This is a genomic window from Xanthomonas nasturtii (assembly GCF_001660815.1).
Classification (GTDB): Bacteria; Pseudomonadota; Gammaproteobacteria; order Xanthomonadales; family Xanthomonadaceae; genus Xanthomonas; species Xanthomonas nasturtii.
This window is the reverse complement of record NZ_LYMI01000012.1, coordinates 75,303-99,137: the sequence shown is the minus strand read 5'-3', so window position 1 is coordinate 99,137 and position 23,835 is coordinate 75,303. Positions and strand designations below refer to the sequence as shown.

Below are 23,835 nucleotides of genomic sequence, written 5' to 3'. Positions count from 1 at the left end.
GCTTCTTGCAACAGCGTGGCGCTGCACGGATGGCAGCGCACCTGCGCTCAGCGCGTCACCCCGATAAAGCGCAACCCCACACCGGGCTCGGTCACGATGTAATGCGGGTCGGCGGCATCGTCTTGCAGTTTCTGGCGCAGTTTGCCGACCAGAATGCGCAGGTAATGGGTGTCTTCTTCGTGGGTGGGTCCCCATACTTCGCGTAGCAGCTGCGGTTGAGTGACCACACGGCCGGCATGTTTGAGCAGCAGTGCGAGCAAGGCGTATTCCTTGCGACTCAGCGGCACGGGCTCGCCTGCCAACGTGACTTCGCGCAGGCCCAGATGGATATGCAGGCGGCCATCGTCGAACACGCTTTCTTCCAGCGTGCTGCCGGCACCGGCCTGGCGCAGCAAGGAGCGGATGCGCGCCATCAGTTCCTGCACACCGAACGGTTTGGTCACGTAATCGTTGGCGCCGGCATCGAGCGCGGCGACCTTTTCGGTTTCGCCGGCGCGCACGGTGAGCATGATCACCGGCACGTTGGACCACTGGCGGATTTCGCGCAGCACCTCGTGCCCGTCGCGATCGGGCAGGCCGATGTCCAGCACCACCAGTTCGGCGCCCTGCCCGGCCAGCGTGGCCAGGCCTTCTTCGGCGGTGCCGGCCTGCAGCACGCGGTAGCCCTGTGCACGCAGGCTGATGTCGAGAAAACGGCGGATCTGCGGCTCGTCGTCGACGATCAGCACGCGGGCGGGCGGGATGGCAGTGAGGTCAGTCGGCATCGGGGCGAGGTGGCGCGGCGGGAACGAGCAACGGCAGCGTAATGCGAATGGTGGTGCCGTGACCATGTGCGCCGGCCAATGCCGCCACGCTGCCGCCATGCGCGCCGATCATGCCCTGGCAGATGGCAAGGCCCAGCCCGGTGCCGTTGCGCCCGCGGTCGCCGCGCTCCACGCTGTAGAACATGTCGAAGATGCGCGCACGCTCGTCTTCGGGAATGCCCGGGCCCTGGTCGCCGATATCGATCTGCAAGGCGCCGGCCTGCAGGCGCGCGTGCACGGTGACTGCCGCACCGGGTGGCGAAAATTTCGCCGCATTCTCCAGCACGTTGAAGATGGCCTGTTCGACCAGCGCCGGGTGGACCCAGATCGCCGGCAGCTCGGCTGCCAGATCCAGTTGCAGGCGTACCTCCGGCTGGTAGCGCTGCAGGCGGCGGGTGGCCGAGCCGATCAACTCGTCCACACCGATCCAGTCGCGATTCAAGGTGAGCCCGGTGTGGCCGAGCCGGGTCATGTCGAGCAGGTTCTGGATATAGCGATCCAGCCGCTCGCCTTCGCGCTGGATGGTGTCGAGCAGGCTGTGGCGATCCTGCCCATCCATCGCATCGCCGTAGCTGGCCAGGCTGCTGGCCGAGCCGATCATCGAGGCCAGCGGCGAGCGTAGATCGTGCGAGACCGACGACAGCAAGGCCGAGCGCAAGCGCTCGGTTTCGCCGCTGACGCGCGCGCCTTCCAGATCGGCAACCAGACGCGTGCGCAACGCGGCCTGCCCGATGTCTTCCACCATCGCTTCGGCCAGGCGGCGTTGTTCCAGGCCAGGCCGCTGCATGGTCTGCCGAAAGCGCAGCGCGGCCACGCCCAGGGTGCCCCGCTCGTGGCGCACCGGCAGGCACCACCACTGCGCGCCAGCCAGGGTGTCGGTGAAGCGGCCGGCCGGTTGGCCATGGCGTTGGGTCCAGTCCGCCGCGCTGCGATCGAGCGCACCGAAGCTGGTGGGTGCCTCGCTTTCGCGCTGTTCCAGGCGCAGCCAGACCTCGGCATCCAGGGCGGTGGCCAGGGCGCGCCGGCCGGCTTCGAGCACCTGGCCCAGATCGGCGGCGGTGCTGAGCTGGCGGGCCAGCGCCTGCAAGGCGTTGGCGTGCGCATTGGCCGCGCGCAAGGCCAGCACCTGGCTGCGCAGGCGCGAGGCCAGCCGGCCGGCGACCAGCGCGGCGATCAGGAACAGGCACACCGTCACCACGCCCTGGCGCGCGCTGATGTGCAAGGTGAAGCGCGGTTCGATGAAGAAGAAGTTGTAGGCGACAAAACTCAGCAGCGCGGCGATCACGGCGGCCGCCATGCGCGTGCGCGACGCCACCAGCACCACTGCCACGATGAACACCATCGACAGGTCGTCGATGTCGGTCCAGCGTTGCAGCAACCACGCCACCGCCACCGCGCCCGCAGCAGCGATTGCGGCGAACGCCAGGTCATACCGCTGCAGCCATTGGCGCGGGTTGCGCCAGCGCTGCCGCGCACGTGCGCGCGCATCGGCAGAGCTGACGATGACCAGTTCGTAATGCGCGCCACGTTGCAGCAGTTGCTGGGTCAGGGTGCGGTTGAACATGCGCGCCAGCGGGCGTTCGCGGGTGCGCCCCAGCACCAGGGTGGAGATGCCGTTTTGCGCGGCGAAATCCAGCAGGGCATCGGCGACGTTGGCGCCGTGCAGCAATGCGGTGTCGCCACCGAGCCTGCGCGTGAGTGCGAACGCGCGGTCGATTTCCAGCTGCCAGGCCGCGTCGGTCACGGTGCGGGTCTGCACGGTGACCACCGTCCATGGTGCATCGCGTCGCTCTGAGAGGCGCCGCGCCACCCGCACCAGATACTCCGAGCTGCCACGCCCATCGATGGCCACCACCACGCGGCGCCGCAACGCCGCGGTGCCGGGCAAGCCGCGTGCGGCCTGGGTGTCGCGCAGATCGCTGTCGACACGGTCGGCGGCGGTCTGCATCGCCAGCTCGCGCAATGCGGTGAGGTTGGAGGGCGAAAAAAACGCCTGCAGCGCCTGCGTGGCCTGCTCGGGCAGATAGACCTTGCCTTGTTGCAGGCGCTCGATCAGTTCGCGTGGCGGCAGGTCCACCAGCACGATGTCGCGCAGGCGGTCGAACACCGCATCGGGCACGGTCTCGGACACGCGCACGCCGGTGATGCGCAGCACGATGTCGTTGAGGCTTTCCAGGTGCTGGATGTTGACCGTGGTGTAGACGTCGATCCCGGCATCGAGCAATTCCACGATGTCCTGCCAGCGCCGCTCGTGGCGGCTGCCCGGCACGTTGCGATGCGCCAGCTCGTCGATCAACACCAACCGTGGCTTGCGCGCCAGCACTGCATCCAGATCGAGTTCTTCCAGCAGGCGGCCCCGGTAGCTCACCCGCGCGCGCGGCAGCAGCGGCAAGCCCTCCAGCAGCGCCGCGGTTTCGCTGCGCCCGTGCGTTTCGATCACGCCGGCCACCACGTCCATGCCCTGGCGCAGGCGCTCGCGCGCCCGCGACAACATGGCGTAGGTCTTGCCAACGCCGGGGGCTGCGCCCAGGAACACCGTCAGGCGCCCGCCGTGTTCGCGCTGTAATTCGCCGATCAAGGCGTCGGCTTGCTGGGTGCGGGCGTCGGACATCTGGGTGGGGATTAGGAGTAGGGACGGGAAAATCGGGACCCGGGACCCGGGACCCGGGAGAGCCTACCGCGCAATGCCGCAGAATTACTGCTGCTATTGCTGTTGCTGTTCCCGGGTCCCCTGTCCCGGGTCCCCGGTCCCGGCCTTATCCAACGCCAGATTCAAGGCCAATACATTCACCCGCGGCAGCCCAAGCAAACCGAACTGTGGCGCCTCGGTCGCCGCCTGCACCAGTGCGGCAACGCGCTGCTCGGGCCAGCCGCGTGCGGCGGCCACGCGGCGGATCTGCACCTGCGCGCCGGCCGGGCTCAGGTGCGGGTCCAGACCGCTGCCGGATTGGGTCAGCAGTTCGCCTGGCACTGTCTCCGGCGCGATGCCGTCGCGTGCGGCCACTTGCGCACGCGTGGCAGCGATACGTGCCTGCAAATCAGGATTGGAACGCGCCTGATTGCTGCCGGCCGCCGCAGTGAGGTCGTACTTGGCAGCCGACGGACGCGGCTGGAAATAGCGCGCATCGGCAAACGGCTGGGCAACCAGCGCCGAGCCGATCACGCGCGTATCGACGCGCAGCAGCGAGCCGTGCGCCTGCTCGGGAAACAGCGCACCGGTGATGCCGGTGGCGATCAGCGAGTAGGCCAGGCCCAGCCCGAACAGGATGAACACAGCGAGCATCAGTGAACCGCGCAGAGCGCCGTCGTCGCGTAACGGCAAGGAAGAAGACATGGACAGATTCCTGGAAGTAGAAAGGTGCATCACACGCAACTCAGGCGCCGAAAGCAGCGACCAGCGCCAGATCGATCACCTTGATCGCAGCGAACGGCAGCAGCACGCCGCCCACGCCGTAGATCAGCATGTTCCGGCGCAACAGCGCGGTGGCGCTGGACGGACGAAAGCGCACGCCGCGCAAGGCCAGCGGAATCAACGCCGGGATGATCAATGCATTGAAGATCAATGCCGCCAGCACCGCATGCCGCGGGTTGGATAACTGCATGACATTGAGCGCCGCCATCGATGGAATCGCTGCGGCAAACAGCGCCGGCAGGATCGCGAAATACTTGGACACGTCGTTGGCCAGCGAGAACGTGGTCAACGCGCCGCGCGTGATCAGCTGCTGCTTGCCCACTTCGACCACCGCCAGCAGCTTGGCCGGATCCGAATCCAGGTCGACCATGTTGCCGGCCTCCTTGGCCGCCTGCGTGCCGGAGTTCATCGCCAGGCCCACATCGGCCTGGGCAAGCGCCGGGGCATCGTTGGTGCCGTCGCCAACCATCGCCACCAACCGCCCACCGGCCTGCTCGGCGCGGATGCGCGCGAGCTTGTCTTCCGGGCGTGCCTGGGCGATGTAGTCGTCCACACCGGCTTCGGCGGCAATGGCGGCGGCGGTGAGCGGGTTGTCGCCGGTGATCATCACCGTCTTGATGCCCATCGCGCGCAGCTGCGCGAACTTTTCCTTGATGCCTTGCTTGACCACATCGCTCAGTTCGACCACACCGAGTACATGCCGGCCTTCGGCCACCACCAGCGGTGTGGCACCGCCACGCGCGACTTCTTCGATACGCCCCTGCAATTCCGGCGACACCGTCGCGCCCATGCCCTGCACATACGCCACGATCGCATCGCCGGCGCCCTTGCGGATACTGCGCCCGGCAAGATCCACACCGGACATGCGCGTCTGCGCAGTGAAGGCGATGTAATGAGGGACCCCGCGCATGGATGTGCGGTCTGTTGTGGAGGGATCCGCATCCAATGGCGCCTCCGGCTCCACCACCACCGCGCCTTGTTGACGCGCCAGCTTGACGATGGATTTCCCTTCCGGCGTCGGATCGGCCAGCGAGGCCAGCATCGCCGCATCGCGCAGTTGCGCACGGTCGATGCCGGCCAGCGGATGAAACGCAGTGGCCTGCCGATCGCCGTAGGTGATGGTGCCGGTCTTGTCGAGCAGCAACACGTCCACGTCGCCGGCCACTTCCACCGCCTTGCCGGATTTGGCCAGCACATTGGCCGACAGCGCGCGGTTCATGCCGGCAATGCCGATCGCCGGCAACAAGCCGCCAATGGTGGTGGGGATCAGGCACACCAGCAGCGCGATCAGCAGCAACGGATCCAGCGTGACGCCGACAAACCCCGCAATCGCCGGCAACGAGGCCACCACGATCAGGAAGGTCAGCGTCATCGCGGCCAGCAACAAGGTCAGCGCGATTTCGTTCGGCGTCTTCTGCCGGTTGGCGCCCTCCACCAACGCAATCATGCGATCCAGGAAACTATGCCCCGGCTCGGCAGTGACCTTGAACACGATCTCGTCGGAGAGCACGCGCGTGCCACCGATCACGCCGCTGCGGTCGGTGCCGGCCTCGCGCAGCACCGGTGCCGATTCACCGGTCACCGCCGCTTCGTTGATCGTTGCAACGCCACGCACGATCTCGCCATCGGCCGGCACGAATTCGCCTTCGGACACCATCACGTAATCGCCCGGACGCAACTCCGCCGCTGGCACGCAGGTCTCGCGGCCGCCAAGTGCGGTTTCCACCCGGCGTGCCACCAGGTCCTTGCGCGCACGCCGCAGTGAGGCGGCCTGGCCGCGACCACGCGCCTCTGCAATGGCCTCGGCGAAATTGCCGAACAACACCGTGACGAACAGGATCGCCGTCACCGTCCAACCGAAGCCTGCATTGCCATGCCCGCTGGCGGTGATCACCGCCGCCAGCACCGTGCCACCCATCACCACCGCCATCACCGGGCTGCGCAGCAGATGCCGCGGCGCCAACTTGCCGAAGGCGGCACGCATCGCCGCAACCAGCACGGCGGCATCGAACAACGCTGCGTCGCCGCGCTCGCGTTTTTCAGTCGTATCGATCGTAGACATTGCTCAAAACTCTCAGGACGCCGCCAGGGCGAGGTGTTCAGCGATAGGACCCAGCACCAGTGCCGGCATGAACTGCAGCACGGTCAGCACCAGCACGATCGCCATCAGGGTCAGCGCAAAGGTGGGCGTTTCGACCTGCAGGCTGCCGGCCGACTCCGGCGCACGCCGCTTCACTGCCATGCGCGCGGCCACCATCAGCGGCAGGATCAACGCCGGATACCGACCCAGCGCCAACACCGCCGAGCAGCTCAGATTCCACCAGTACGTGGCATCGCCCAGGCCTTCGAAGCCCGACCCGTTGTTGGCAAAGGCCGAGGTGTACTCGTAGAACACCTGGCTGATGCCATGAAAACCAGGATTGGAATTGGCAGTAAATGCCGGCACTGCCAGCGCCACTGCGGTGAAGCCCAGCACCACCAGCGGCTGCAGCAGGATCAATAGCGCCAGCAGCTGCACTTCGCGCGCTTCGATCTTGCGGCCGAACAATTCCGGCGTGCGTCCGGTCATCAACCCGGCCAGAAACACGCTCAGCAACAGATACACCACGAACTGCTGCAAGCCGCAGCCGATGCCGCCCCAGATGGCGTTGATCAGCATGTCGACCAACGTGACCAGGCCGCTCAACGGCGCCAACGAATCGTGCATCGCATTGACCGAGCCGTTGGAGGTCTGCGTGGTCAACGCCGCCCACAACGCCGAGGCATCCGCACCGATGCGCACTTCCTTGCCTTCCATCAGCGCTGGAGAGCCCGCACTGGCCGAATGTGCTTCAGACCACAGCAACAACGCGGTGGACGCGGCCGACATCGTCAGCATGGTGCCGAATACCAACGCGGTGAGGCGCTTGCGCCCGGCCAGATAGCCGACCATGAACACCACGCTCATCGGCAGCAATACCAATGCGAGCGTTTCGAGCAGATTGCTCAACGGCGTGGGGTTTTCCAGCGCCACCGAACTGTTGGGGCCATACCAGCCACCGCCGTTGGTGCCGAGCTGTTTCACCGCCACCATTGCCGCCACCGGGCCCACCGGAATGGTCTGCTTGGCCATGCCGGCACTACCATCCAACGGCGCTGCCGTTGCCGCGCCCTGCAATGTGGATGGCACGCCTTGCCAGCCGAGCAACACCGTCCACAGCAGGCACAGCGGCAACAACACGCGCACGCTGGCGCGGATCACATCTGCCCAGTAATTGCCGACGTCTGCTTCGGGGAGTGCCTCCGCGCTGGAACCTGGCTGTTGCCCTCCATTGCGCAGCAGTGCCGTCTCCGAATCGTCCGGCCCGGCCGTCTCTGCGCGGGCGCTCGCCGTCGCGTCCGATGCCAGTGCGGTATCGGATACGTGTGCGGCGGCGCGCCCACCGAACAAGGCGCGCAGCGTCGCCACTGCCAACGCCAACCCCATCATCGGTGTCACCACCTGCAGACCGACGATGCCGGTCATCTGTGCCAGATACGACAGCTGCGCCTGACCGGAATAATGCTGCTGATTGGTGTTGGTGACGAACGACACCATGGTGTGCAGCGCAGTGTCCCAGCGCATGTTCGCAATGCCGTCCGGGTTGAACGGCAGCCAGGCCTGGGTCATGAACACCACCCAGGTCAGTACGCCGACGACCAGATTGCTGAGCAGGAAAGCCACGCTGTAACCGCGCCACGACATGCCCTGCTGCGGGCGCGTTCCGAGCAAGGCATACAACGGCCGCTCGATCCAGCCAAATAGCGCATCGCCGCGCATCGGGGCACCGCGCATCACCGCGGCAAGATAGCGGCCCAGGGGCCACGCCAGCACGATCGCCAGCGCGTAGACAAGAAACGTTTCAGTCATTGGAGCGCACTCGCATCAGAAGTCTTCGGGCCGCAGCACCACGTACAACAGGTACGCAGCAGCAACGAGTACGGCCACGCCGCACAACAGGGACAACCAGGCAGGCATGTCGGCTACTCCCCAAGACGCGCACAAGGCGGCGCGATGGATGCGATGTGCAATGGCGCTGGCAGCATGTGCGTGCCAACCAGGCAAAGCGCTGCCGCACCGTGCGCGCAGCGCCGATGGAGCAGACAGGTCAAGGGATGCATCGGGATCGTCCACGGCGGAACCGCTCCGCCAACCTGCGCAGTCTCCGCCCGTGCCGCGTAAAGTCGCTATGGACCCGCAGTGGCCGCCGCGTAAATTCCGCATAAATCACCCAGTGCGGGTGAGCGGCGAAGTTGTTGTTCCTGGATCAAAGCCGATGTTCGTTGGGATCAGGTGGCGTTGGCAGGGTGCAGAGACCCGTGCCCTGCCATCTTTACGACGTTTGCTGCGACCTGGGGGCTGGCCTGCTTTAGTCGCTTATCAGAATCCCTCCGTTCAGACGCTTACCCCCGATTACTTGCGTTGTTTTGACTGCTCAACGCTGAGGTGGCTGAGCGTGCGGTGCCCTCACCGCTCGCGGGACACGCCATGAATCCGTCCCTGGAGGCTCGGTGGCGGCATCCATGCCGCCAACGGTCCCGCAATCGGGAAGGACACCGCACCAGATAGTTGGCTGGTGGTTTTGTTGAAGAGCGAAGACAGCGCGTCGCTGCTTGCCGGTTGAGAGCAGTGCTACAGGTCGTAGGACAGCACGTCTTCGAAGCCGAAGGTGTCGAAGTTTTCGATGCGCGAGGGATACAGGCGGCCGACCAGATGGTCGTATTCGTGTTGCACCACGCGGGCATGAAAGCCTTCGGCGTCGCGCTCGATCGGGCTGCCGTCGGGGGCAAAGCCGCGGTAGCGAATGTAGCGATAGCGCGGGATGACTGCGCGCAGGCCGGGAATCGACAGGCAGCCTTCCCAGCCGTTTTCCATCTCGTCTGACAGCGGTTCGATCTGCGCGTTGGCCAGCGCCGTGCGCGGCACTGCGGGTGCTTCGGGATAGCGCTCGCTGGCTTCGAAACCGAACACCATCAGTTGCAGATCCACCGCGATCTGCGGGGCTGCCAGGCCGACACCACGCGCATCGTCCATGGTTTCGAACATATCGGTCACCAGCGTGTGCAACTCGGCGCTGCCCAGATTGGTCACCGGCGGCGCCACACGCAGCAAGCGCTTGTCGCCCATGCGGATAATTTCACGAATCATGTCGGTGCTCCTCAAAACGATACGGCGATCTTAGAACGGCCAACACCTGCTAGCGAGCGGCTGCCAGGCAGATGTGGGCGGCGTTCACCCGAGTGCAAAAATGCGACATAGCGCGTCCTGGCACCGGCCGCACCGGCCTGTGCTCAAGCAGTCGCTTTAGCGATGGCTGCGGCGCTCAGGCACCGATGCGCTGACCGGTCTCGTCCAGCACGGGTTCGCCGTCCTCCTTGACGAACGCGCGGGTGGCCGGAGGCAACAGCTCGCGCACTTGCTCGGATGGCCGGCACAGGCGCGTACCCAGCGGCGTCCGCACGAACCGGCGATTGATCAGGATGGGGTGCGCGAGCATCGCGCTGAGGAGTGCGGCGTCATCCAGCGCAGGATTGTCGAGTCCCAGCTCCAGATACGGCGTTCCCTTCTGGCGAGCGGAACTGGGCGACGCCAGGAAAAGCAAGTCGGTAGGACATGCCCCTGTAGACGGCGCCCGTACCCTCATCCGCCCCTTCGCGGCACCTTCTCCCGGCGGGAGAAGAGAGTGCAGTTGGCGCCTGCTGGACCATCGGCCTTTCTGAAGCAGCGGGCTGCTCGGCGGGGCTAGCTACGGACCTTGTCATGGCATGACCAGGAGCGGGCCTGTGCCTGTGCCTGTGCGCCAAAAATCTGACTGATTCCGGGCCATCCCAACGGGTCATTCCAAGAAAATCTCAAACCACAAGTCAGTCGATGACTTTTTCAGGCTACCGCTTCGCATTTATCGGCTGACGTGTCAAAAGATTGACACACGTCACGTATTCATGATTCAGTCATGAACAGAATGGAACGGAAGGATTCTCCCGAGCGCCGGTGTCAGCACGGCGTTTTTTCCCCTGTTGGACCCAAGGAAACCCCAACGATGATGAGCTTTCGCAAGCCCGGATGGATGCTGTCCGGTGTGTTGTGTGTTGTGTGCCTGCCGGCCATTGCCGCAGCGCAGGAGGCAGCCACCAGCAGTTCAAAGGTCGGGATCGACCCCACCACCGGCAAGTTGCGCCCGCTGACCGACGCCGAGAGCGCGGCGCTGGATCAGCAGGCCGCCGCCTCCGCAGCCCGTCGCGGCGCAGCGCGCAGCTCGGTGCCGCAGACCGAGGCGGCCGCACGCGCCACCGAGCGCCGCCTGCCCAATGGCACCGTGGTGCGCAAGTTGCCGGCGACCCAGATGAGTTCGCTGACAGCGACCCGCCAGGCCGACGGACGCATCGTCATCGAACACAGCGAAGACGCCGACACCCCCCAACCCGCCCACGCCGAGCACGGAGCGCTGCCGCATGAATAAGCCCTTGTTGCTGTTGTCCCTGGCCGTGGCCGCCGCACTGGCACCGCTGCATGCGTCGGCGGCCAACGTCACGCTGATCAATGGCGATGCCGGCAGCGTGGTCGGCTTGAACGACCCGACTGCTGCCGCGCCGTTGGGCGGCAACCCGGGGCGCTCGGTCGGTGAGCAACGCCGTATCGCTTATCAGTACGCGATGGACCTGTGGGGCGCGGTGCTGCAGAGCAACGTCGAGATCAAGGTGTATGCCTCGTTCGCGCGGCTGACTTGCGCCGCCACCAGCGGCACGCTGGGCCAGGCCGGGCCGAACTGGATCGTCAACAATTTCCCCGGCGCCAAGCCCAACACGCTGTACCCGTCTGCGCTGGGCGATGCGATCGCCGGGCAGGACCTGGTGCCGGATCCGGCCGATCCGGCCGACGTGTTTTCGCAGTTCAATGGGGACCTGGGCAAGGACGACTGCCTGGCCGGCTCGGGCTGGTATCTGGGTCTGGACGGCAAGACGCCCGAAGGCCAGATCAACTTCCTCAACGTGGTGATGCATGAGATCGGCCATGGGCTGGGCGCGGCGGGCTTCCTCAACAAGACCACCGGTGTGCTCGGTTCGGGCAGCGGCCTGACCGACGTCTACACCTCGCAGGCCTACGACAACGTCCAGAACAAGCGCTTCGACGACCCCGCCATGACCGACGCCCTGCGTGCCGAAGCGATGCGCACGCCCGGACGCACGGTGTGGGCCGGCACCCGCGTGAACCGCGAGGCGGCGTTGATCCTGGACCAGCGCACGCTGTTGCGCGTGACCGCACCGGCCAGCGCAGCGGGCAAGTTCGAAGTGGGCTTTGCCAGCTTCGGGCCACTGGCCACCGCAGCCAATTTCCCCGCGCGTGCGGTGGTGACGGTCAACGATGGCGTGGCGGCACCGTCGGCCAGCGATGGCTGCGAAACACCCTTCGCCAATGCGGCCGATGTGGCCGGCAAGGTGGCGTTGATCGACCGCGGCACCTGCGCGTTTACGATCAAGGCGAAGAATGCGCAACTCAACGGCGCCGTAGGCGTGATCGTGGCCAACAACGCCGCGGGTGTGCAGACGATGGGCAATGCCGCCCCGCCGATCACCGACATCACCATCCCCGCCATCATGGTCTCGCAGGCCGATGGCGCGCGCCTGAAGAGCAGTACTGCGGTGGTCGCGGCGCTGTACGAGGATCCCACGCTGCTGCAGGGCACCGACAGCGCAGGCCGCACGCGCCTGTACTCGCCCAGCGTGGTGGCCGGCGGTTCGACGTTCTCGCACTTCGATACCGATCTGCAGCCGAACGCGTTGATGGAACCGTTCGACACACCGCAGGTGCAGGCGCACGTCAACATCGACCTGACCCCGGCGCTGTTTGCCGACATCGGCTGGACCTTGAACAGCGGGCCGGCCAAGTTGGGCACCTGCAATACCTTGGTGCCAACGGTGGAGACCGGCGGCCTGATTCCGGGTGCGAACGTGTCTGCCGAAAGCAGCCTGTGCAAGTCGCAGAATGGCGGCAACCGTCTGGGTTACCTGACCTGCATGGACGAGCACGTGCGTGAGCTGCAGAGCCAGGGTGTGATCAGCCGCGTGCAGCAGGCAGCGGTCTTTGTCTGCGCCACCAAGGTGCGTCCGTAAGCGTCACACGTGGTGCGTAAAACGCAGTAATGCGAACGGCGCCGAGAGGCGCCGTTCGTTTATCCGCACTCATGGCGTTCGGTGCAGGCCAAGCGTTCCACGCACCGTTGCAGCGACTCGAACCAACAGCCGGAAGCACATCAGGGCGCGAACGCGATGCGCGCGGCAGCCAGCTGTCGCGTCACGCTCCGCTGCATGCATTCGCTGCACACACGTGCTGCGCCTGCTTGCTGCACACCCGATCGACGACGCATCAGGCTTGCCAGGCCATCAACGATCCGCCGCATACGGCGAGGTCAGCACCTGCGGCGCACGGCCCAGCGCCGCGCCCAACCGGTCCATCACGAAACGCAGATAGAGATTGCAGCTGAACTGGTTGGAGTCGCGCGCGTTGTTGCACGTCAGCCGCCCGCCCAGAAACAGCTGCGGTGCCACCTGCCATTCGGCCGCACCACTGAGGTTGTAGGACACGCCGGTACGGCTTTCGCCGGCGTACACCGGGTCGGTGTAGCGGTTGACCAGGCCGAGCAGCGCCGCCAGCGATGCGGCATCGTAGGCGGCCTGTTGCAGGGTCGGTCAGCGGGGAAATACGGCGAGGCGTCGGTGCTGAAGTGCTGCACGCCGATGCTGGCGTCGACCTTCCAGTTCACCGTCTGCCCGGCCGTGCGCCCGCTCCAGTGCACCGGGAACCCCAGGTCCACATACTGACGGTGTCGCCGAGTTCGCCGCGATAGCCCACGCCGCCGATGACATTCTGTTCCTGGAACCCGATCGGCGTGCTGCCCGCATCGGCGCTGAAACCGCCATTGCGATAGCGCACGCCAACACCCACGCCGGTGTCGTCCTGGCTGAGCCGGCAGCTGCCGTTGCCGCTGGCGGCCATCGCGTTGAGCGTATCGGCCAGCCCGGTGGGCGTCTGCTGCGCAGCGGCCGTGCTGCCGGCCAGCGCGCGCAAGGCGACCGCACCGCCGGCGCCCAGCTGTTCGCTGAGTGCGGTGTTGCCCAGGATGTCGCGTGGCAGCTGCGCAATCGGCGTGGCGGAGACGTTGATGCTGAGCAGATACGCCGGCAACGGTTCGTTGGCCAGCGCGGCCAGCGCAGCGGCGTTGCTGTTGTTGTTTTCGACCAGCAGCTCGTTGAACAAGCCGGTGTTCAAGGTGTAGCGGCGCAGCGGTTCGCGTGTGGCGGCGTTGTCGCCTTCGGTGGCAAGCAGCTGATACACCGGGGTGTTGACCAGCGTGTCGATCGGGCCACGATCGGCGGCCAGCGCATCGCCGATCGCGCCCTGCGGGCCGGTGCCGAAGCGGCTGGCGGTGACGGACTCGGTAGTGAGCGTGCCGGCGTCCACCCCGGTGGATGTCAGGGTGACGCCGAGCTTGCCCTCGCCGACCGCGAACTCGGCCTGCACCGGCATTTCGATGTCGTCCAAACGGCCCAGGCCGTCTTCGCCGTCGCGGGCGCGATACAGCGCGCCGCCGGCGAGGTTGTCGCTGTTTTCCAACTGCACCGCGCGCAATTCGTCGAGCACGCTATTGCCGCTGCTGCGCGCAGGCAGTGCGTGCGTGCGTGGCGATGGCGCGCGGCTGTGGATCGCTTGCTGACAGCAGCGGCACGTCGTTGCGCGTGGAAGCGCGCAGGCGGCTGCTGGGTGCAGGCAAGGTGGAAGGCACGGCGCTGGCGCTCACCGGCTGCGGCAACGCGTCGCCGCTGGTGCCGGTATAGGCGTTGACCGGCGCAGCCGTTGCGAAACGTGCAGCGGTGGGCGGCGTGGCGACCGGCGCCAGTTGCACGGTGGGCGCCCTTGCGGCGGCGTCGTACGCATTGCCGCCGTCCATGCGTTCGGACAGCACCGCCGGCGAGCGCGGCATCGCGCCGGTCATGCCGGAGAACGGATTGAGCGGGCGCCCGGACGATGCCACCGCAGCCGTGCCGCGTGCCGACGGCAGGCCGTTATCGAGTTGAGCGGCCTGACGCTGCTGCGCAGCCAGCGATGTGCGGAAATATTGCTCGGCCTTGCGGTTCTTGCCAGCGCTGCGACACACGCGGCCGGCGGCGGCGAGCACTTCCGGCGACTCCGGTGCCTGCGCCAGCGCGCGTTGCAGATAACTGCCGCGCATGGTCACCCTGCGCGGTTACGTTTCTGCCGGCGGCGGCAACCCGAACACGTCGCGCAGATAGCGCAGGTACCCGATGTCGTCGCACATGCTCTTGCCGGGCGAATCGCTGAGCTTGGCCACCGGCTGGCCATTGCAGCGGACCATCTTGATGACGATCTGCAGCGGCGTCGGCCCCAGGTCGTTGGTCAGGCTGGTGCCCACCCCGAAGGCCAGCCGGCAGCGCGTGTGGAAGTGCGCGTACAGCCGCATCACCTTGTCGATATTGAGGCCGTCACTGAACACCAGCACCTTGGTGCGGGGGTCGATACGGTGCGCTTCCAGATGCGCGATGACGCGCTCGCCCCATTCGAACGGGTCGCCCGAATCGTGGCGCATGCCATCGAACAGCTTGCAGAAGTACAGATCGAAATCGCGCAGGAACGCGTCCAGCCCGACCACATCCGACAACGCAATGCCCAGATCGCCGCGGTACTCGCGCGCCCACGATTCCAGCGCCGCCACCTGCGAATCACGCAACCGCGGCCCCAGCGCCTGGAACGCCTGCAGGTATTCGTGCGCCATCGTCCCCAGCGGAGTCAGCCCGTACCGCTTGGCGAAATACACATTGCTGGTACCCACGAACTGCGCGCCCAGGCCATCGCGCAGCAGCGGCAGCAACTCGCCATGCCACTGCCGCGAGTACCTCCGGCGGGTGCCGTAATCGGCGATCTTGCAGCCGGCCGGCATGCTGCGCAGGCTGCTCACCTTGGCGCGCAGGCGGCTGCGGCCCTCCTCGAAATCCGGCTCGGAGGTGTTGCGAAACCACACCTCGTTGATGATCGCCAGCAGCGGTACTTCGAACAGGATGGTGTGCAGCCAGGGGCCGCGGATGGTCAGCTCGATCTCGCCCGGGTGGGTGGTCGATGCCGACAGCTGCAGATACTTGCGATCCAGATGGAACAGCGCCAGGAAGTCGGCAAAGTCCGGCTTGATGAAGCGCAGGCTGCGCAGGTAATCCACCTCATCTTCGCGCAGCCGCAGCCGGCACAGCGCGTCGATCTCGCGTGAGATCTCGTCGATGAATTGCGCCAGATCCACGCCGGGCGTGCGGCATTTGAAGCGGTAATCCACCTGCGCTGCAGGATGCTGGTGCAGCACCGCCTGCATCATGGTGAATTTGTACAGGTCGGTGTCGAGCAGCGAATGGATGATCATGCCGCCGGATTATGCCCGCAGCGGCGATCGCGCTGCGTGCAAGCCGCCCATGCGTCCGGGAGGCGATGCGCTGCGCAGCGCAGCGGCAGTGCGCGTCACCCCGGCAAGTCACCTCGGTAATTGCGCCTGGCATTCTCTTGGAGATTGCCAGGCGCCATCGCTCAGCGCGCCAGCACCTGCTCAGCCGGCTTGCCCTGCACGGTGAAGTCGCTGTCGCCCGGGCCACCGGCCTTGGGGTCGGTGTACCAGCACCACAGCGCGATGCCTTCCACGCCGTGCGCCTGCAGCACCTTGCGCCACTGCTGCAGCACCTGCAGCTGCAGCTGCGTATCGACTGCGGCCGTGCGTTGCTCCGGGCTTTCCCAGGGCGCCGCCAGACTGCCGCGCGCAGAACGCAGCCCCAGCTCGGCCACCCACACCGGCTTGCCCACGCGCTGCCCCAACTGCTGCAGGCGTTGCGCGGCAGCGGTCATTTCGGCGGTGCGTGCATCGGCGGCTTCGGACAGGCGCGGATACAGGCTGGTGCCCACCGCATCGAACAACGACCAGTACCGGAAGCTCTCGGCATGCTCCATGCCATCGGCCACGTACAGCAGCTTGCCGTGGTAGACCTTGCGCACGGCCGCCACCAGGGCCGGCCACTGCGGCGCGTCCTGCAGCTTGCGCAATTCGGTGCCGATCACCAGCGCTTCGGCGTGTTCGTCTTGCGCCAACTTGGCCAGCGGCAGCAGCGCATTCTGATACGCCGCAAACCAGGCAGCCGGGTCGGTAGGCGCTGCATCGCCGGCCCAGTGACCCGGAATCCATACATGTACCTTGAGTGTCGGCTGCAAGCCGGCCTGGAGGCTCTGCCGCAACGCGGCGCGCATGGCTTCCACGTTGCTGTCGCTCCCCAGCACCGGGTCGTTGGACTGCGGGTTGGCCTGCCACACGAACGCGACCAGCAGCGCCTTGCTGGCGCCGGTATCGGCCAGCGCGTCCAACGACTGCGCTGCAGCCTCACTTTCCCACGGCGCGTTGGCCGAGACCTTGACGTTGGCACCCATCCAGATGGGCGCGGCGGCATTGCAGCCGTTTGCCAGCAGACACACGCCGATCAACGCTGCGCTGCTTAGAAGGCGCTTGAACATGCGGTAGACACCTCGGCAGACACCGCGGAATTCGGCAGCGCCGCGTGTTGGGCGCACGCGGCTGCACGCAAGGATGCGTTGTTATCGTCCGGCTGCGCCACCGTGGCGGTGACAGGGTTTGCCCGGTCGGCACTGATGGCAGCCACTGTTGCAGCCGGCGTCACGGCAACGCCGTCGGTCACTGCCGGCTGCGCCACACCTGCATCCTGCGCAGCAGGAGCGAGCGCTGCATTCACCGGCAGCGACACCGGCGCCGTCATGACCACGGCCTCGCCCTGCAGCAACGCCTGCTCATCGGCAGGTGCGGCACGCATCCAGCTACCCCAGCCCTGCGGCTGCGCCCAGACCGCACCGAACAGGCCCAGCAGCAGCAAGCCAGCGGCCTGGCTGCGTTGATCGGCGTGCAGCGCGCGCAACAACAACGCCGCCGGCACCCACAGCAGCAACAAGGCGTCGAACCCGGCCCAGCCGAATGCGAACGACAACGCCGCCGCACAGATGACGGTGCCGGCACTGGCCACCACGCCACGCGTCAACGCTCCACTGCGCGCACGCGCCACCAGCGCCAGGATCGGGAAGCACACCACGGCCGCAACGCCCCAGCGCACCGCCGGCAACCAGCCTTCGGCATGCGCGGCCAACGGCAGCGGCAGCGGGCTGGACACCTGCGCGATGCTGGACAGCGTCGGCCACGGTGCATTGAACACGGTCAGGTTGACGTAGGCCCACATGCCGACCAGGAACGCGAACGGCAGATAGCACACCAGATAGAACGAACCCGGCGCCTTGCGCAGCATCTGCGGCGGCATCACCAACAGCAGCCACGGTGCCACCATCGTCGACAACGCCAGCGTCTGCAGATCCAGGCACAGCAGGACGCACAACCAGCCGGCGATACGCAGATAAGTGAAGGCTTCTACCGGCGCCTGCAAGCGGCGCAAGGTGCGGCACAGGCCGTAGAAGGCCAGCAACCCCACTGCCTGACTGCCGCCGGCTGCAATCGGTAACAGAAACAGCGGATTGCAGCCCACCAGCAGGGTCAAAGCGCTGGCCCAGCCGCGCCCGAACACGCCGGCAAGGTCGCGCCACAGCAGCGACAGGAACAGCGCGTTGGCCGCCACCGCCAGGAACGGCCAGACCTGGAACGGCAGATTCCAGCTGTGCAGGGTCAGATCGACGGCCCACGCCAGCAGGCCGGTTGCCGGCAAGCCAGCACCCGGCGCAAGCGTCGGCGCTGCGGTGCCGACCGACTGCAGCAGCAACGGCTGGCTGAGCAGCGACAATGCCACCACGGCCACCAGGAACGCCGGCAGCCCGCTCTCGCGACGCGGCGTTACCGCGTCACTCTTCGAGTGCGGCGCGGCGCTCGTTTTCCGAATGCTTGCTGATGCCATGCGTGGTTTTCTCCCAATAGAACGGATTGTGGATCAGCTGCCAGAGACCCTTGTAGGCGGCGACCGACTGCAGCACCCAATAGAACGGCACCGTCAGCGCGTAGGGCGCCAGCTTGAAGTAGTCGCGTTTGAACGCAGCCACCAACGTGATGTAGATGAAAAATGCATTGGCCAGCAGCAGGTTGACCAGGGACACTGCAGCCAGCCACGGCGGGAAAATCGCATCGAAAACGCGCGCGCCGCCCACGATGCTGATCAGGCACAACGCCCACATCACCGGCACGCCCAACGCGATGAAAAAATTACCGCCAATAAAGAACTGAAAGCCCCAAAACCCCTTGAACCCGGTGCTGCGATACAGATGCACCGGGTCGCGCATGTGCACCAGCCAGGTCTGCATGTAGCCCTTGAGCCAGCGCGAACGCTGCCGGATCCAGTTGGGAATGCTGACGTTGGCTTCTTCGAACGTGGTGGAGTTCACCACGTTGACGCGGTAGCCGTTCTGGATCAGCCGCACGCCCAGGTCGGCGTCTTCGGTGACGTTGTACGGGTCCCATGCACGCACCTGGCGCAACACGTCCAGGCGGAAGTGATTGGAGGTGCCGCCCAGCGGAATCGGGATACGCAGGTATTCCAGCGCCGGCAGGTAGAAGTCGAACCAGAGCGTGTACTCCAGCGTGAACATCCGCGTCAGCCAGTTTTCGTCGGCGTTGTAGTAGTTCAGCCGCGCCTGGATGCACACCACATCCTTCTCGGCCTTGCGGAACGCCGCCACCACGCGCTTGAGCTGGTCCGGCTCGGGCTTGTCTTCGGCGTCGTAGATGGTGAGCAGTTCGCCGCGCGCAAAATGCAGCGCGTAGTTGCAGGCCTTGGGCTTGGTCTTGGGCTGCGACGGCGGCACCCGGATGATTTCGAAGAATGCTTCCAGGCCCAGTTTCTTGGCCGCGTCGATAGTCTCGAAATCGTCCGCTTCCAGCACCAGCTTCACGTCGAGCTTGCTGATCGGGTAGTCCAGCTTGCGCAGCGCATTGGCCAGAATCGGCAGGACTTCCGGTTCCTTGTACATCGGCACCAGCACGGTGTAGACCGGCAGGTCGTCGTCGCGCAGCGTGGCCACTTCGTCTTCGGTGACCTTGATGTCGATGCGATGGCGCGAGCCGAACCACACCAGCAACAGCTTCAAACCGAAGGTCGCCAAAAAGCCCAGCGCCACCAGCACGTTGACGGTGATCAAGGCCGGCACCGGAAACACCACCATCGCAAGCAGCAACACCGCAGCGATCGCCCACAGCGCGTGCTTCTGCCCGCGCGTGACCACCTGGCGTGCCGAATAGGTCGGCGCGTGCGAGGCGAGCAGGTTCAGTGCGTTATCGGTGAGCTGCTCGTCGGCGTAGCGCTGCAGGCTCCAGATGATGTCGAACTTGGCGGTGCCGACAAAGCGCACGTCTTCGCCGTAATGCGCACGCGCCCAGGCGAACAACGCTGGATCGGGGTCGGCCACGGCCAACACCAGCACGCCGTCCTCGCGCCGCCACGGCAACACCAGGCGCTGCGCGTAGCTGTCCAGATCGCCGGGAGTCAGCAGCGCCGGATCCGGCGACTGCTGCACAAGATCGACGAATTGCAGCCCGAAGTGCGCCGCAACGATGGCGTAGAACCGCTGCGCCGGGACACCGCGCTGGGCCAGGATCACATCGCCCAGACGCGAGTTCCAGCGTTGCTGCAAGGCCAGCGCCAAGCGCAGCTGTTCATCGGTGATGACGCCTGCCGAAACCAGCGCACGACCCAGCAGACCGCGCTCGCGGCCGATGTCCGGCGCGCGTCCCAGCGCCTCCATTTCGCAGGTGACCGTCATGTGGACGCGCCCTTAGAAACGCCACCAGGCGGCCACGAATGGCCCGCCTGCGGCAGCAGTGTTGCGGCCCATCACCGGCTGCTGATACCCCAGCTGCCATTGGCTGCCGCCCGGCGCGGTATACAACGTGGACAGCTGCAGCTTGGTCAGGTCGTAGTTGGTGCCGGTGGCGACAAAGCCCACGCCCCCAGCCGAACCTGGGACGTCGAAGTTGTTACGGCCATTGCCCAGACCCTGGATGACGTTGAGTTCGCCGAGCAACAACCAGCTCGGGGTCAGGCTCAAGCCGGTGGAGGCATCCACCCTCACTTCATCGGAAGCCGCACTGCCGCGCAGGCGCACTGCGCCCCCCAAATCAACGTACCCATTGCGTCCGCCCAGCGTGTAGCCGCGGCCACGGCTATACCGCAGCTCCAGGCCGTAATCGCCCAAGCCGAGCGCGGGATCGGAATTCGCCGGGGGATTGTTCGGGTGGTAGGTCTTGCTGCGGCCATAGGCCGGGATACTGACCAGCCCTTGCACCGAACTGCGCCAGACATCGTCCGGCGCGCTCGGAAGCGCGTAGCGCAAGCCGATTTCTTGATCGGAAAAACCGGTCGTACTGGTTTGCTGCCGGCCGCGACCAACATCGTGGCTGCTGAAACCGACATCGGTGAAATAGAAATTGCCGATGAAGCTGAGCTTGTCGGTCAAACCATGCTCGACATACACATTGAGCTGGTCCTGACGGCTGCGGCCGTTGCCGTCGAACTGCTGGCCGTCGCCAAACGTGGTGCGGTGGTGACTATCGTCGAACCACCCACGGCCATCGCTATGCAAGGCCTTGACGATCACCAAGGTGTCGCCCTGCGGCTGGGTCCAGGCACCGGCCAGGGCGGTACCCGGCGAGGCGGCAAGCAGGCAGCTCAGTGCAAGCGCTGAGGCCAGGATCGACGGCGCGCGACGGGCAGCTGGATTGGGGCGACACGTCGGGCCAACCGGGCTGGACTGCAGCGGGGCGGCGCACGACTGACGTACCCGCAATTGCGGGTCGTTCTGTAAGGACATTTGCACGATTCCTGATGGGGGACCCGAGAGGGACAGGAAGCTAATGATTGATCACACTTCGGGGCGCAACGTATCACAGTTTTTGCGGCGACCCATCACTGATTTATCACAAATTTAACGCGATCAAACTCATTTCTTTTGCAACAAACGCGGCACCTGCGCAGCGGCATGGGTCCAGATGGCAAGCCACACGCCGAGACGGGTGAACAGCCCGCGTTGGCCGGCTTCGAACTTGCGGAAATAGCGCCACAAGCCGCGGTGCTTATGCCATTCCACAAAGAACGGGCGTGCACGGCTGGAGACCCCGCGCACGTGCAGCACCTGCAGATCGTTGGCCACCGCCACCAGCGCGCCGGCCTGGCGCGCACGCCGGCACAGATCCAGGTCCTCGGCATGCAGCCGGTAGCCGCTGTCCCAGCCGTCCAGCCGGTCGAACAGGCTGCGCTGCATCAGCATCAACGCACCGGAGATGGCATCCACCGTCTGCAAGGCGCACGCCGGGTCGGCCGGCACCGCCAGCTGGGCGGCGGCACGCGGGGCGCGCAGCATGGCGGCAAAGTCCGGGTCGCGACGGCGCACGGCAGCATCCGGGCGGCCTTGTTCGTCCACCTGTTCCACTCCCAACAGCACCGCCGGATGCCCGGCCGCGCGGTCGCAGAGCTGCAGCAAGGTGTCGCGCTCGACCATCAGGTCCGGGTTGATGAAGACCAGCCAGGGCGCCTGCGAGTCGCGCGCGCCCTGGTTGCAGGCGGTGGCAAAACCGGGGTTGTCCGGGTTGGCGATGAAATGCAGCCGCGCGTCGGCCAGCGCGTGGCGCTGCACCACTTCCAGGGTGTCGTCGCTGGAGGCGTTGTCGACCACCCGGATCTCGCTGATGCCCGCGGCCGCGCGCAATCGCGACAGGCACGCATCGATGGTGCTGCTGCTCTGGTAGGTGACGACGACGGCGGCGATCTGGACGGGAGTCATCCGGCCATTATCCGGTGCCGGGACGGCGCAGCGCCATCTCAACTTCGACGCTGCGGGCTGCGGGCTGCGGGCTGCGGGTGCGGGCTGCGGGCTGCAGATGCGGGCTGCAGGTTGCGCGCCAACTGCTGTCGCGGCTGCACCGGCCTCGCCGGCGCTCGCGCGACCGCGCCACACCGGCATGGCGACCCATCGCCGCAAAGCGCATACTGCGCGCTTGGAGCCGCCATGCGGTCTCCGTTTGCGACACTTGAGCGACCAGCAACACGATTGCGCAGCCAACAGGCGAGCGCGGGCAGCACGCGGTGCATGTACCAGGCGTACATCGCGTTTTTTTTGAGAGCGCGCCGCCCGCACCCACCTGACAGCCACCCGTTTTGCCAGTCGCTTTGATGCACTCCCACACCTGATTGTTGAGATGACGGCCAGCGACCTTTTGGTTTCGCGCTGCCTTTTCATTCCCTGCGTCGCGGCTGCCTGATGGCGGATGCGATGCAACGACGGCCTGGCAGCGCCGTCCTTGTCGATGCCGGCGCGCGCGCCGGGTCCGCCGCTTCACTCCTGACCGCCTGGTCTATACCACCCACCGGTGCCGCACGCCGCAGGCGTACGCAAGGCGCGCCGCCATGAGCGTGCCGCATCAGGTACATGGCATGAGCCTGGAACTGGCGCTGCCGGATTGGCCGGTGCTGAGCACCGACGAAATCCAGCGCGTATTGCAGGGGTTTCCGGCACTGGGCCAGCTTGCCGCGGTGCGCTGGCATAGCGCGCGCCCGTTCTCGGCGGCGGCCTGCGTGGACACTGCCAGCGGCCCGCTCATCGTCAAACGCCACCACCGCAGCGTGCGCAGCGTCGCCGCGTTGCGCGAGGAGCACAGCTTCATGGCCCATCTGCGCTGGGCCGGCGCACCGGTGGTGGAAGTGCTGCACGACGCCCAGGGCCGCACTGCGCTGGCACACGACGATTGGGTGTACGAGGTGCAGCGCGTCGGCGCCGGACGCGACATCTACCGCGATGCCTTGTCGTGGACACCGTTCACCGACGCTGCGCATGCACAGGCCGCCGGCGTCGCGCTGGCGCGCTTGCACACCGCCGCCCAGGGCTTCGATGCACCCGCGCGCTCCACCAGCGTGCTGGTCGCCAATCTGCGCCTGTTTGCGCAGGCCGACCCCGTGCAGGCATTGCATGCGGTCTTGCCGGCACGGCCACGCCTGGCAGCGGCGCTGCAGCACCGCCCCTGGCAGCACGACTTCGCCACCCATCTGCTGCCCTGGCATGCGCGTGCATGGCCACTGCTGTCCGCACCGGGCGCGCTACCGCCGCTGTGGACCCATGGCGATTGGCACGCGTCCAACCTGCTGTGGGACACCGACGACGGGCATACCCGCGTCAGCGCCATCTTCGATTTCGGCTTGAGCGATTGCAGCAGCGCGCTGTTCGATCTGGCCACCGCCATCGAACGCAACCTCATCCCGTGGTTGCGACTGGACACCGGCGCACGCGCGCAGGCCGAGCTGGCCCAGCTCGACGCGCTGCTGGATGGCTACGCGCAGCATCGCCCGCTGGATGCCAACCAAGTGCGCTGCCTGGCCGCGCTGCTGCCCATCGTGCATGCCGACTTCGCGCTGAGCGAAATCGAATACTTCGCCGGCATCACGCGCTCGCCCGCGAATGCCGACATCGCCTATCACCGCTATTTGCTGGGCCATGCGGACTGGTTTACCAGCGCCGACGGCCAGCACCTGCTCAAGCATCTGCACGCGCGTGCGCACCGGTTGCCATGAGCG

At 66.3% G+C, this 23,835-nt stretch carries 20 protein-coding genes and 1 pseudogene; 3 read left to right on the top strand and 18 right to left on the bottom strand.

The annotated features are described in order from the left end of the window. Positions 1 to 47: 47 nt before the first annotated feature. The 8 genes and pseudogenes from A7D16_RS06115 to A7D16_RS06080 form a co-directional block, all read right to left on the bottom strand. The gene (locus A7D16_RS06115) at positions 48 to 764 is read right to left on the bottom strand and encodes a response regulator (protein ID WP_064630833.1); all 717 of its coding nucleotides are present in this window, start codon (positions 762 to 764) and stop codon (positions 48 to 50) included. Further along, complete coding sequence (locus A7D16_RS06110; RefSeq protein ID WP_064630831.1) at positions 754 to 3,414, bottom strand: sensor histidine kinase; 2,661 nt, start codon at positions 3,412 to 3,414, stop codon at positions 754 to 756. Before A7D16_RS06110 ends, A7D16_RS06115 begins: the two co-directional genes overlap by 11 nt. A 93-nt stretch (positions 3,415 to 3,507) precedes the next feature. Next, positions 3,508 to 4,137 carry a potassium-transporting ATPase subunit KdpC gene (kdpC, locus tag A7D16_RS06105; protein ID WP_064630829.1) on the bottom strand — a complete coding sequence of 210 codons (630 nt, stop codon included), beginning with the start codon at positions 4,135 to 4,137 and terminating at the stop codon, positions 3,508 to 3,510. Between the two features lie 40 nt (positions 4,138 to 4,177). Beyond that, positions 4,178 to 6,277, bottom strand: a complete 2,100-nt coding sequence (gene kdpB / locus A7D16_RS06100) for a potassium-transporting ATPase subunit KdpB (RefSeq protein ID WP_064630828.1) — start codon at positions 6,275 to 6,277, stop codon at positions 4,178 to 4,180. Between the two features lie 12 nt (positions 6,278 to 6,289). After that, positions 6,290 to 8,104, bottom strand: coding sequence for a potassium-transporting ATPase subunit KdpA (gene kdpA, locus A7D16_RS06095; RefSeq protein WP_064630825.1), 1,815 nt, complete (start codon positions 8,102 to 8,104; stop codon positions 6,290 to 6,292). 15 nt (positions 8,105 to 8,119) lie between these two features. Further along, entirely contained in the window at positions 8,120 to 8,212 is a 93-nt protein-coding gene (locus A7D16_RS06090) for a potassium-transporting ATPase subunit F (protein ID WP_006452907.1), read from the bottom strand. A 654-nt stretch (positions 8,213 to 8,866) separates the two neighbouring features. Further along, on the bottom strand, positions 8,867 to 9,382 hold the full coding sequence (gene def / locus A7D16_RS06085) for a peptide deformylase (protein WP_064630823.1): 516 nt from the start codon (positions 9,380 to 9,382) through the stop codon (positions 8,867 to 8,869). 175 nt (positions 9,383 to 9,557) lie between these two features. Then, positions 9,558 to 9,806 (bottom strand): annotated as a pseudogene (locus A7D16_RS06080) (ArsC/Spx/MgsR family protein); the annotation flags it as partial. Between the two features lie 468 nt (positions 9,807 to 10,274). On the opposite strand from A7D16_RS06080, the gene A7D16_RS06075 reads away from it, so the two are divergent. Both A7D16_RS06075 and A7D16_RS06070 read left to right on the top strand, forming a co-directional pair. Further along, positions 10,275 to 10,694 carry a post-PEP-CTERM-1 domain-containing protein gene (locus A7D16_RS06075; protein WP_064630821.1) on the top strand — a complete coding sequence of 140 codons (420 nt, stop codon included), beginning with the start codon at positions 10,275 to 10,277 and terminating at the stop codon, positions 10,692 to 10,694. Beyond that, positions 10,687 to 12,345: a PA domain-containing protein gene (locus A7D16_RS06070; RefSeq protein WP_064630819.1), complete on the top strand. Its 1,659-nt coding sequence runs from the start codon at positions 10,687 to 10,689 to the stop codon at positions 12,343 to 12,345. Before A7D16_RS06075 ends, A7D16_RS06070 begins: the two co-directional genes overlap by 8 nt. A 270-nt stretch (positions 12,346 to 12,615) precedes the next feature. On the opposite strand, the gene A7D16_RS24440 is transcribed toward A7D16_RS06070, so the two are convergent. From A7D16_RS24440 to A7D16_RS06035, 10 genes are all read right to left on the bottom strand, one after another. Beyond that, positions 12,616 to 12,843 (bottom strand): cellulose synthase subunit BcsC-related outer membrane protein, encoded by a 228-nt coding sequence (locus A7D16_RS24440; protein WP_373418995.1) that lies wholly within the window; start codon positions 12,841 to 12,843, stop codon positions 12,616 to 12,618. Next, entirely contained in the window at positions 12,747 to 12,995 is a 249-nt protein-coding gene (locus A7D16_RS24435) for a hypothetical protein (protein WP_373418994.1), read from the bottom strand. The genes A7D16_RS24440 and A7D16_RS24435 overlap by 97 nt, the downstream gene beginning before the upstream one ends. Further along, a complete protein-coding gene (locus A7D16_RS24430) occupies positions 12,992 to 13,873 on the bottom strand; it encodes a cellulose synthase subunit BcsC-related outer membrane protein (protein WP_239686949.1) in 882 nt (293 codons plus the stop codon). The genes A7D16_RS24435 and A7D16_RS24430 overlap by 4 nt, the downstream gene beginning before the upstream one ends. 1 nt (position 13,874) lies before the next feature. Then, positions 13,875 to 14,462, bottom strand: a complete 588-nt coding sequence (locus A7D16_RS24425) for a hypothetical protein (RefSeq protein WP_162577187.1) — start codon at positions 14,460 to 14,462, stop codon at positions 13,875 to 13,877. Between the two features lie 15 nt (positions 14,463 to 14,477). Continuing rightward, positions 14,478 to 15,656 (bottom strand): nicotinate phosphoribosyltransferase, encoded by a 1,179-nt coding sequence (gene pncB / locus A7D16_RS06060; protein WP_064630817.1) that lies wholly within the window; start codon positions 15,654 to 15,656, stop codon positions 14,478 to 14,480. A 161-nt stretch (positions 15,657 to 15,817) separates the two neighbouring features. After that, positions 15,818 to 16,786, bottom strand: coding sequence for a glycoside hydrolase family 113 (locus tag A7D16_RS06055; RefSeq protein ID WP_064630816.1), 969 nt, complete (start codon positions 16,784 to 16,786; stop codon positions 15,818 to 15,820). After that, positions 16,768 to 18,078 (bottom strand): hypothetical protein, encoded by a 1,311-nt coding sequence (locus A7D16_RS06050; protein ID WP_064630956.1) that lies wholly within the window; start codon positions 18,076 to 18,078, stop codon positions 16,768 to 16,770. The genes A7D16_RS06055 and A7D16_RS06050 overlap by 19 nt, the downstream gene beginning before the upstream one ends. A 49-nt stretch (positions 18,079 to 18,127) precedes the next feature. Continuing rightward, positions 18,128 to 20,035 carry a glycosyltransferase family 2 protein gene (locus tag A7D16_RS06045; RefSeq protein WP_064630814.1) on the bottom strand — a complete coding sequence of 636 codons (1,908 nt, stop codon included), beginning with the start codon at positions 20,033 to 20,035 and terminating at the stop codon, positions 18,128 to 18,130. Between the two features lie 12 nt (positions 20,036 to 20,047). Further along, positions 20,048 to 21,082, bottom strand: coding sequence for a hypothetical protein (locus A7D16_RS06040; RefSeq protein WP_064630812.1), 1,035 nt, complete (start codon positions 21,080 to 21,082; stop codon positions 20,048 to 20,050). Between the two features lie 129 nt (positions 21,083 to 21,211). Beyond that, positions 21,212 to 22,051, bottom strand: coding sequence for a glycosyltransferase family 2 protein (locus A7D16_RS06035; RefSeq protein ID WP_064630810.1), 840 nt, complete (start codon positions 22,049 to 22,051; stop codon positions 21,212 to 21,214). Positions 22,052 to 22,674: 623 nt separating this feature from the next. On the opposite strand from A7D16_RS06035, the gene A7D16_RS06025 reads away from it, so the two are divergent. Beyond that, complete coding sequence (locus A7D16_RS06025) at positions 22,675 to 23,832, top strand: phosphotransferase enzyme family protein (protein WP_064630806.1); 1,158 nt, start codon at positions 22,675 to 22,677, stop codon at positions 23,830 to 23,832. Positions 23,833 to 23,835: the final 3 nt, after the last annotated feature.

Bases quoted from the DNA above. Each gene is read 5' to 3' on its own strand.
- A7D16_RS06115 (WP_064630833.1), bottom strand. From the start codon at position 764: ATGCCGACTGACCTCACTGCCATCCCGCCCGCCCGCGTGCTGATCGTC.
- A7D16_RS06110 (WP_064630831.1), bottom strand. From the start codon at position 3,414: ATGTCCGACGCCCGCACCCAGCAAGCCGACGCCTTGATCGGCGAATTA.
- kdpC (WP_064630829.1), bottom strand. From the start codon at position 4,137: ATGTCTTCTTCCTTGCCGTTACGCGACGACGGCGCTCTGCGCGGTTCA.
- kdpB (WP_064630828.1), bottom strand. From the start codon at position 6,277: ATGTCTACGATCGATACGACTGAAAAACGCGAGCGCGGCGACGCAGCG.
- kdpA (WP_064630825.1), bottom strand. From the start codon at position 8,104: ATGACTGAAACGTTTCTTGTCTACGCGCTGGCGATCGTGCTGGCGTGG.
- A7D16_RS06090 (WP_006452907.1), bottom strand. From the start codon at position 8,212: ATGCCTGCCTGGTTGTCCCTGTTGTGCGGCGTGGCCGTACTCGTTGCT.
- def (WP_064630823.1), bottom strand. From the start codon at position 9,382: ATGATTCGTGAAATTATCCGCATGGGCGACAAGCGCTTGCTGCGTGTG.
- A7D16_RS06075 (WP_064630821.1), top strand. From the start codon at position 10,275: ATGATGAGCTTTCGCAAGCCCGGATGGATGCTGTCCGGTGTGTTGTGT.
- A7D16_RS06070 (WP_064630819.1), top strand. From the start codon at position 10,687: ATGAATAAGCCCTTGTTGCTGTTGTCCCTGGCCGTGGCCGCCGCACTG.
- A7D16_RS24425 (WP_162577187.1), bottom strand. From the start codon at position 14,462: ATGCGCGGCAGTTATCTGCAACGCGCGCTGGCGCAGGCACCGGAGTCG.
- pncB (WP_064630817.1), bottom strand. From the start codon at position 15,656: ATGATCATCCATTCGCTGCTCGACACCGACCTGTACAAATTCACCATG.
- A7D16_RS06055 (WP_064630816.1), bottom strand. From the start codon at position 16,786: ATGTTCAAGCGCCTTCTAAGCAGCGCAGCGTTGATCGGCGTGTGTCTG.
- A7D16_RS06045 (WP_064630814.1), bottom strand. From the start codon at position 20,035: ATGACGGTCACCTGCGAAATGGAGGCGCTGGGACGCGCGCCGGACATC.
- A7D16_RS06040 (WP_064630812.1), bottom strand. From the start codon at position 21,082: ATGTCCTTACAGAACGACCCGCAATTGCGGGTACGTCAGTCGTGCGCC.
- A7D16_RS06035 (WP_064630810.1), bottom strand. From the start codon at position 22,051: ATGACTCCCGTCCAGATCGCCGCCGTCGTCGTCACCTACCAGAGCAGC.
- A7D16_RS06025 (WP_064630806.1), top strand. From the start codon at position 22,675: ATGAGCGTGCCGCATCAGGTACATGGCATGAGCCTGGAACTGGCGCTG.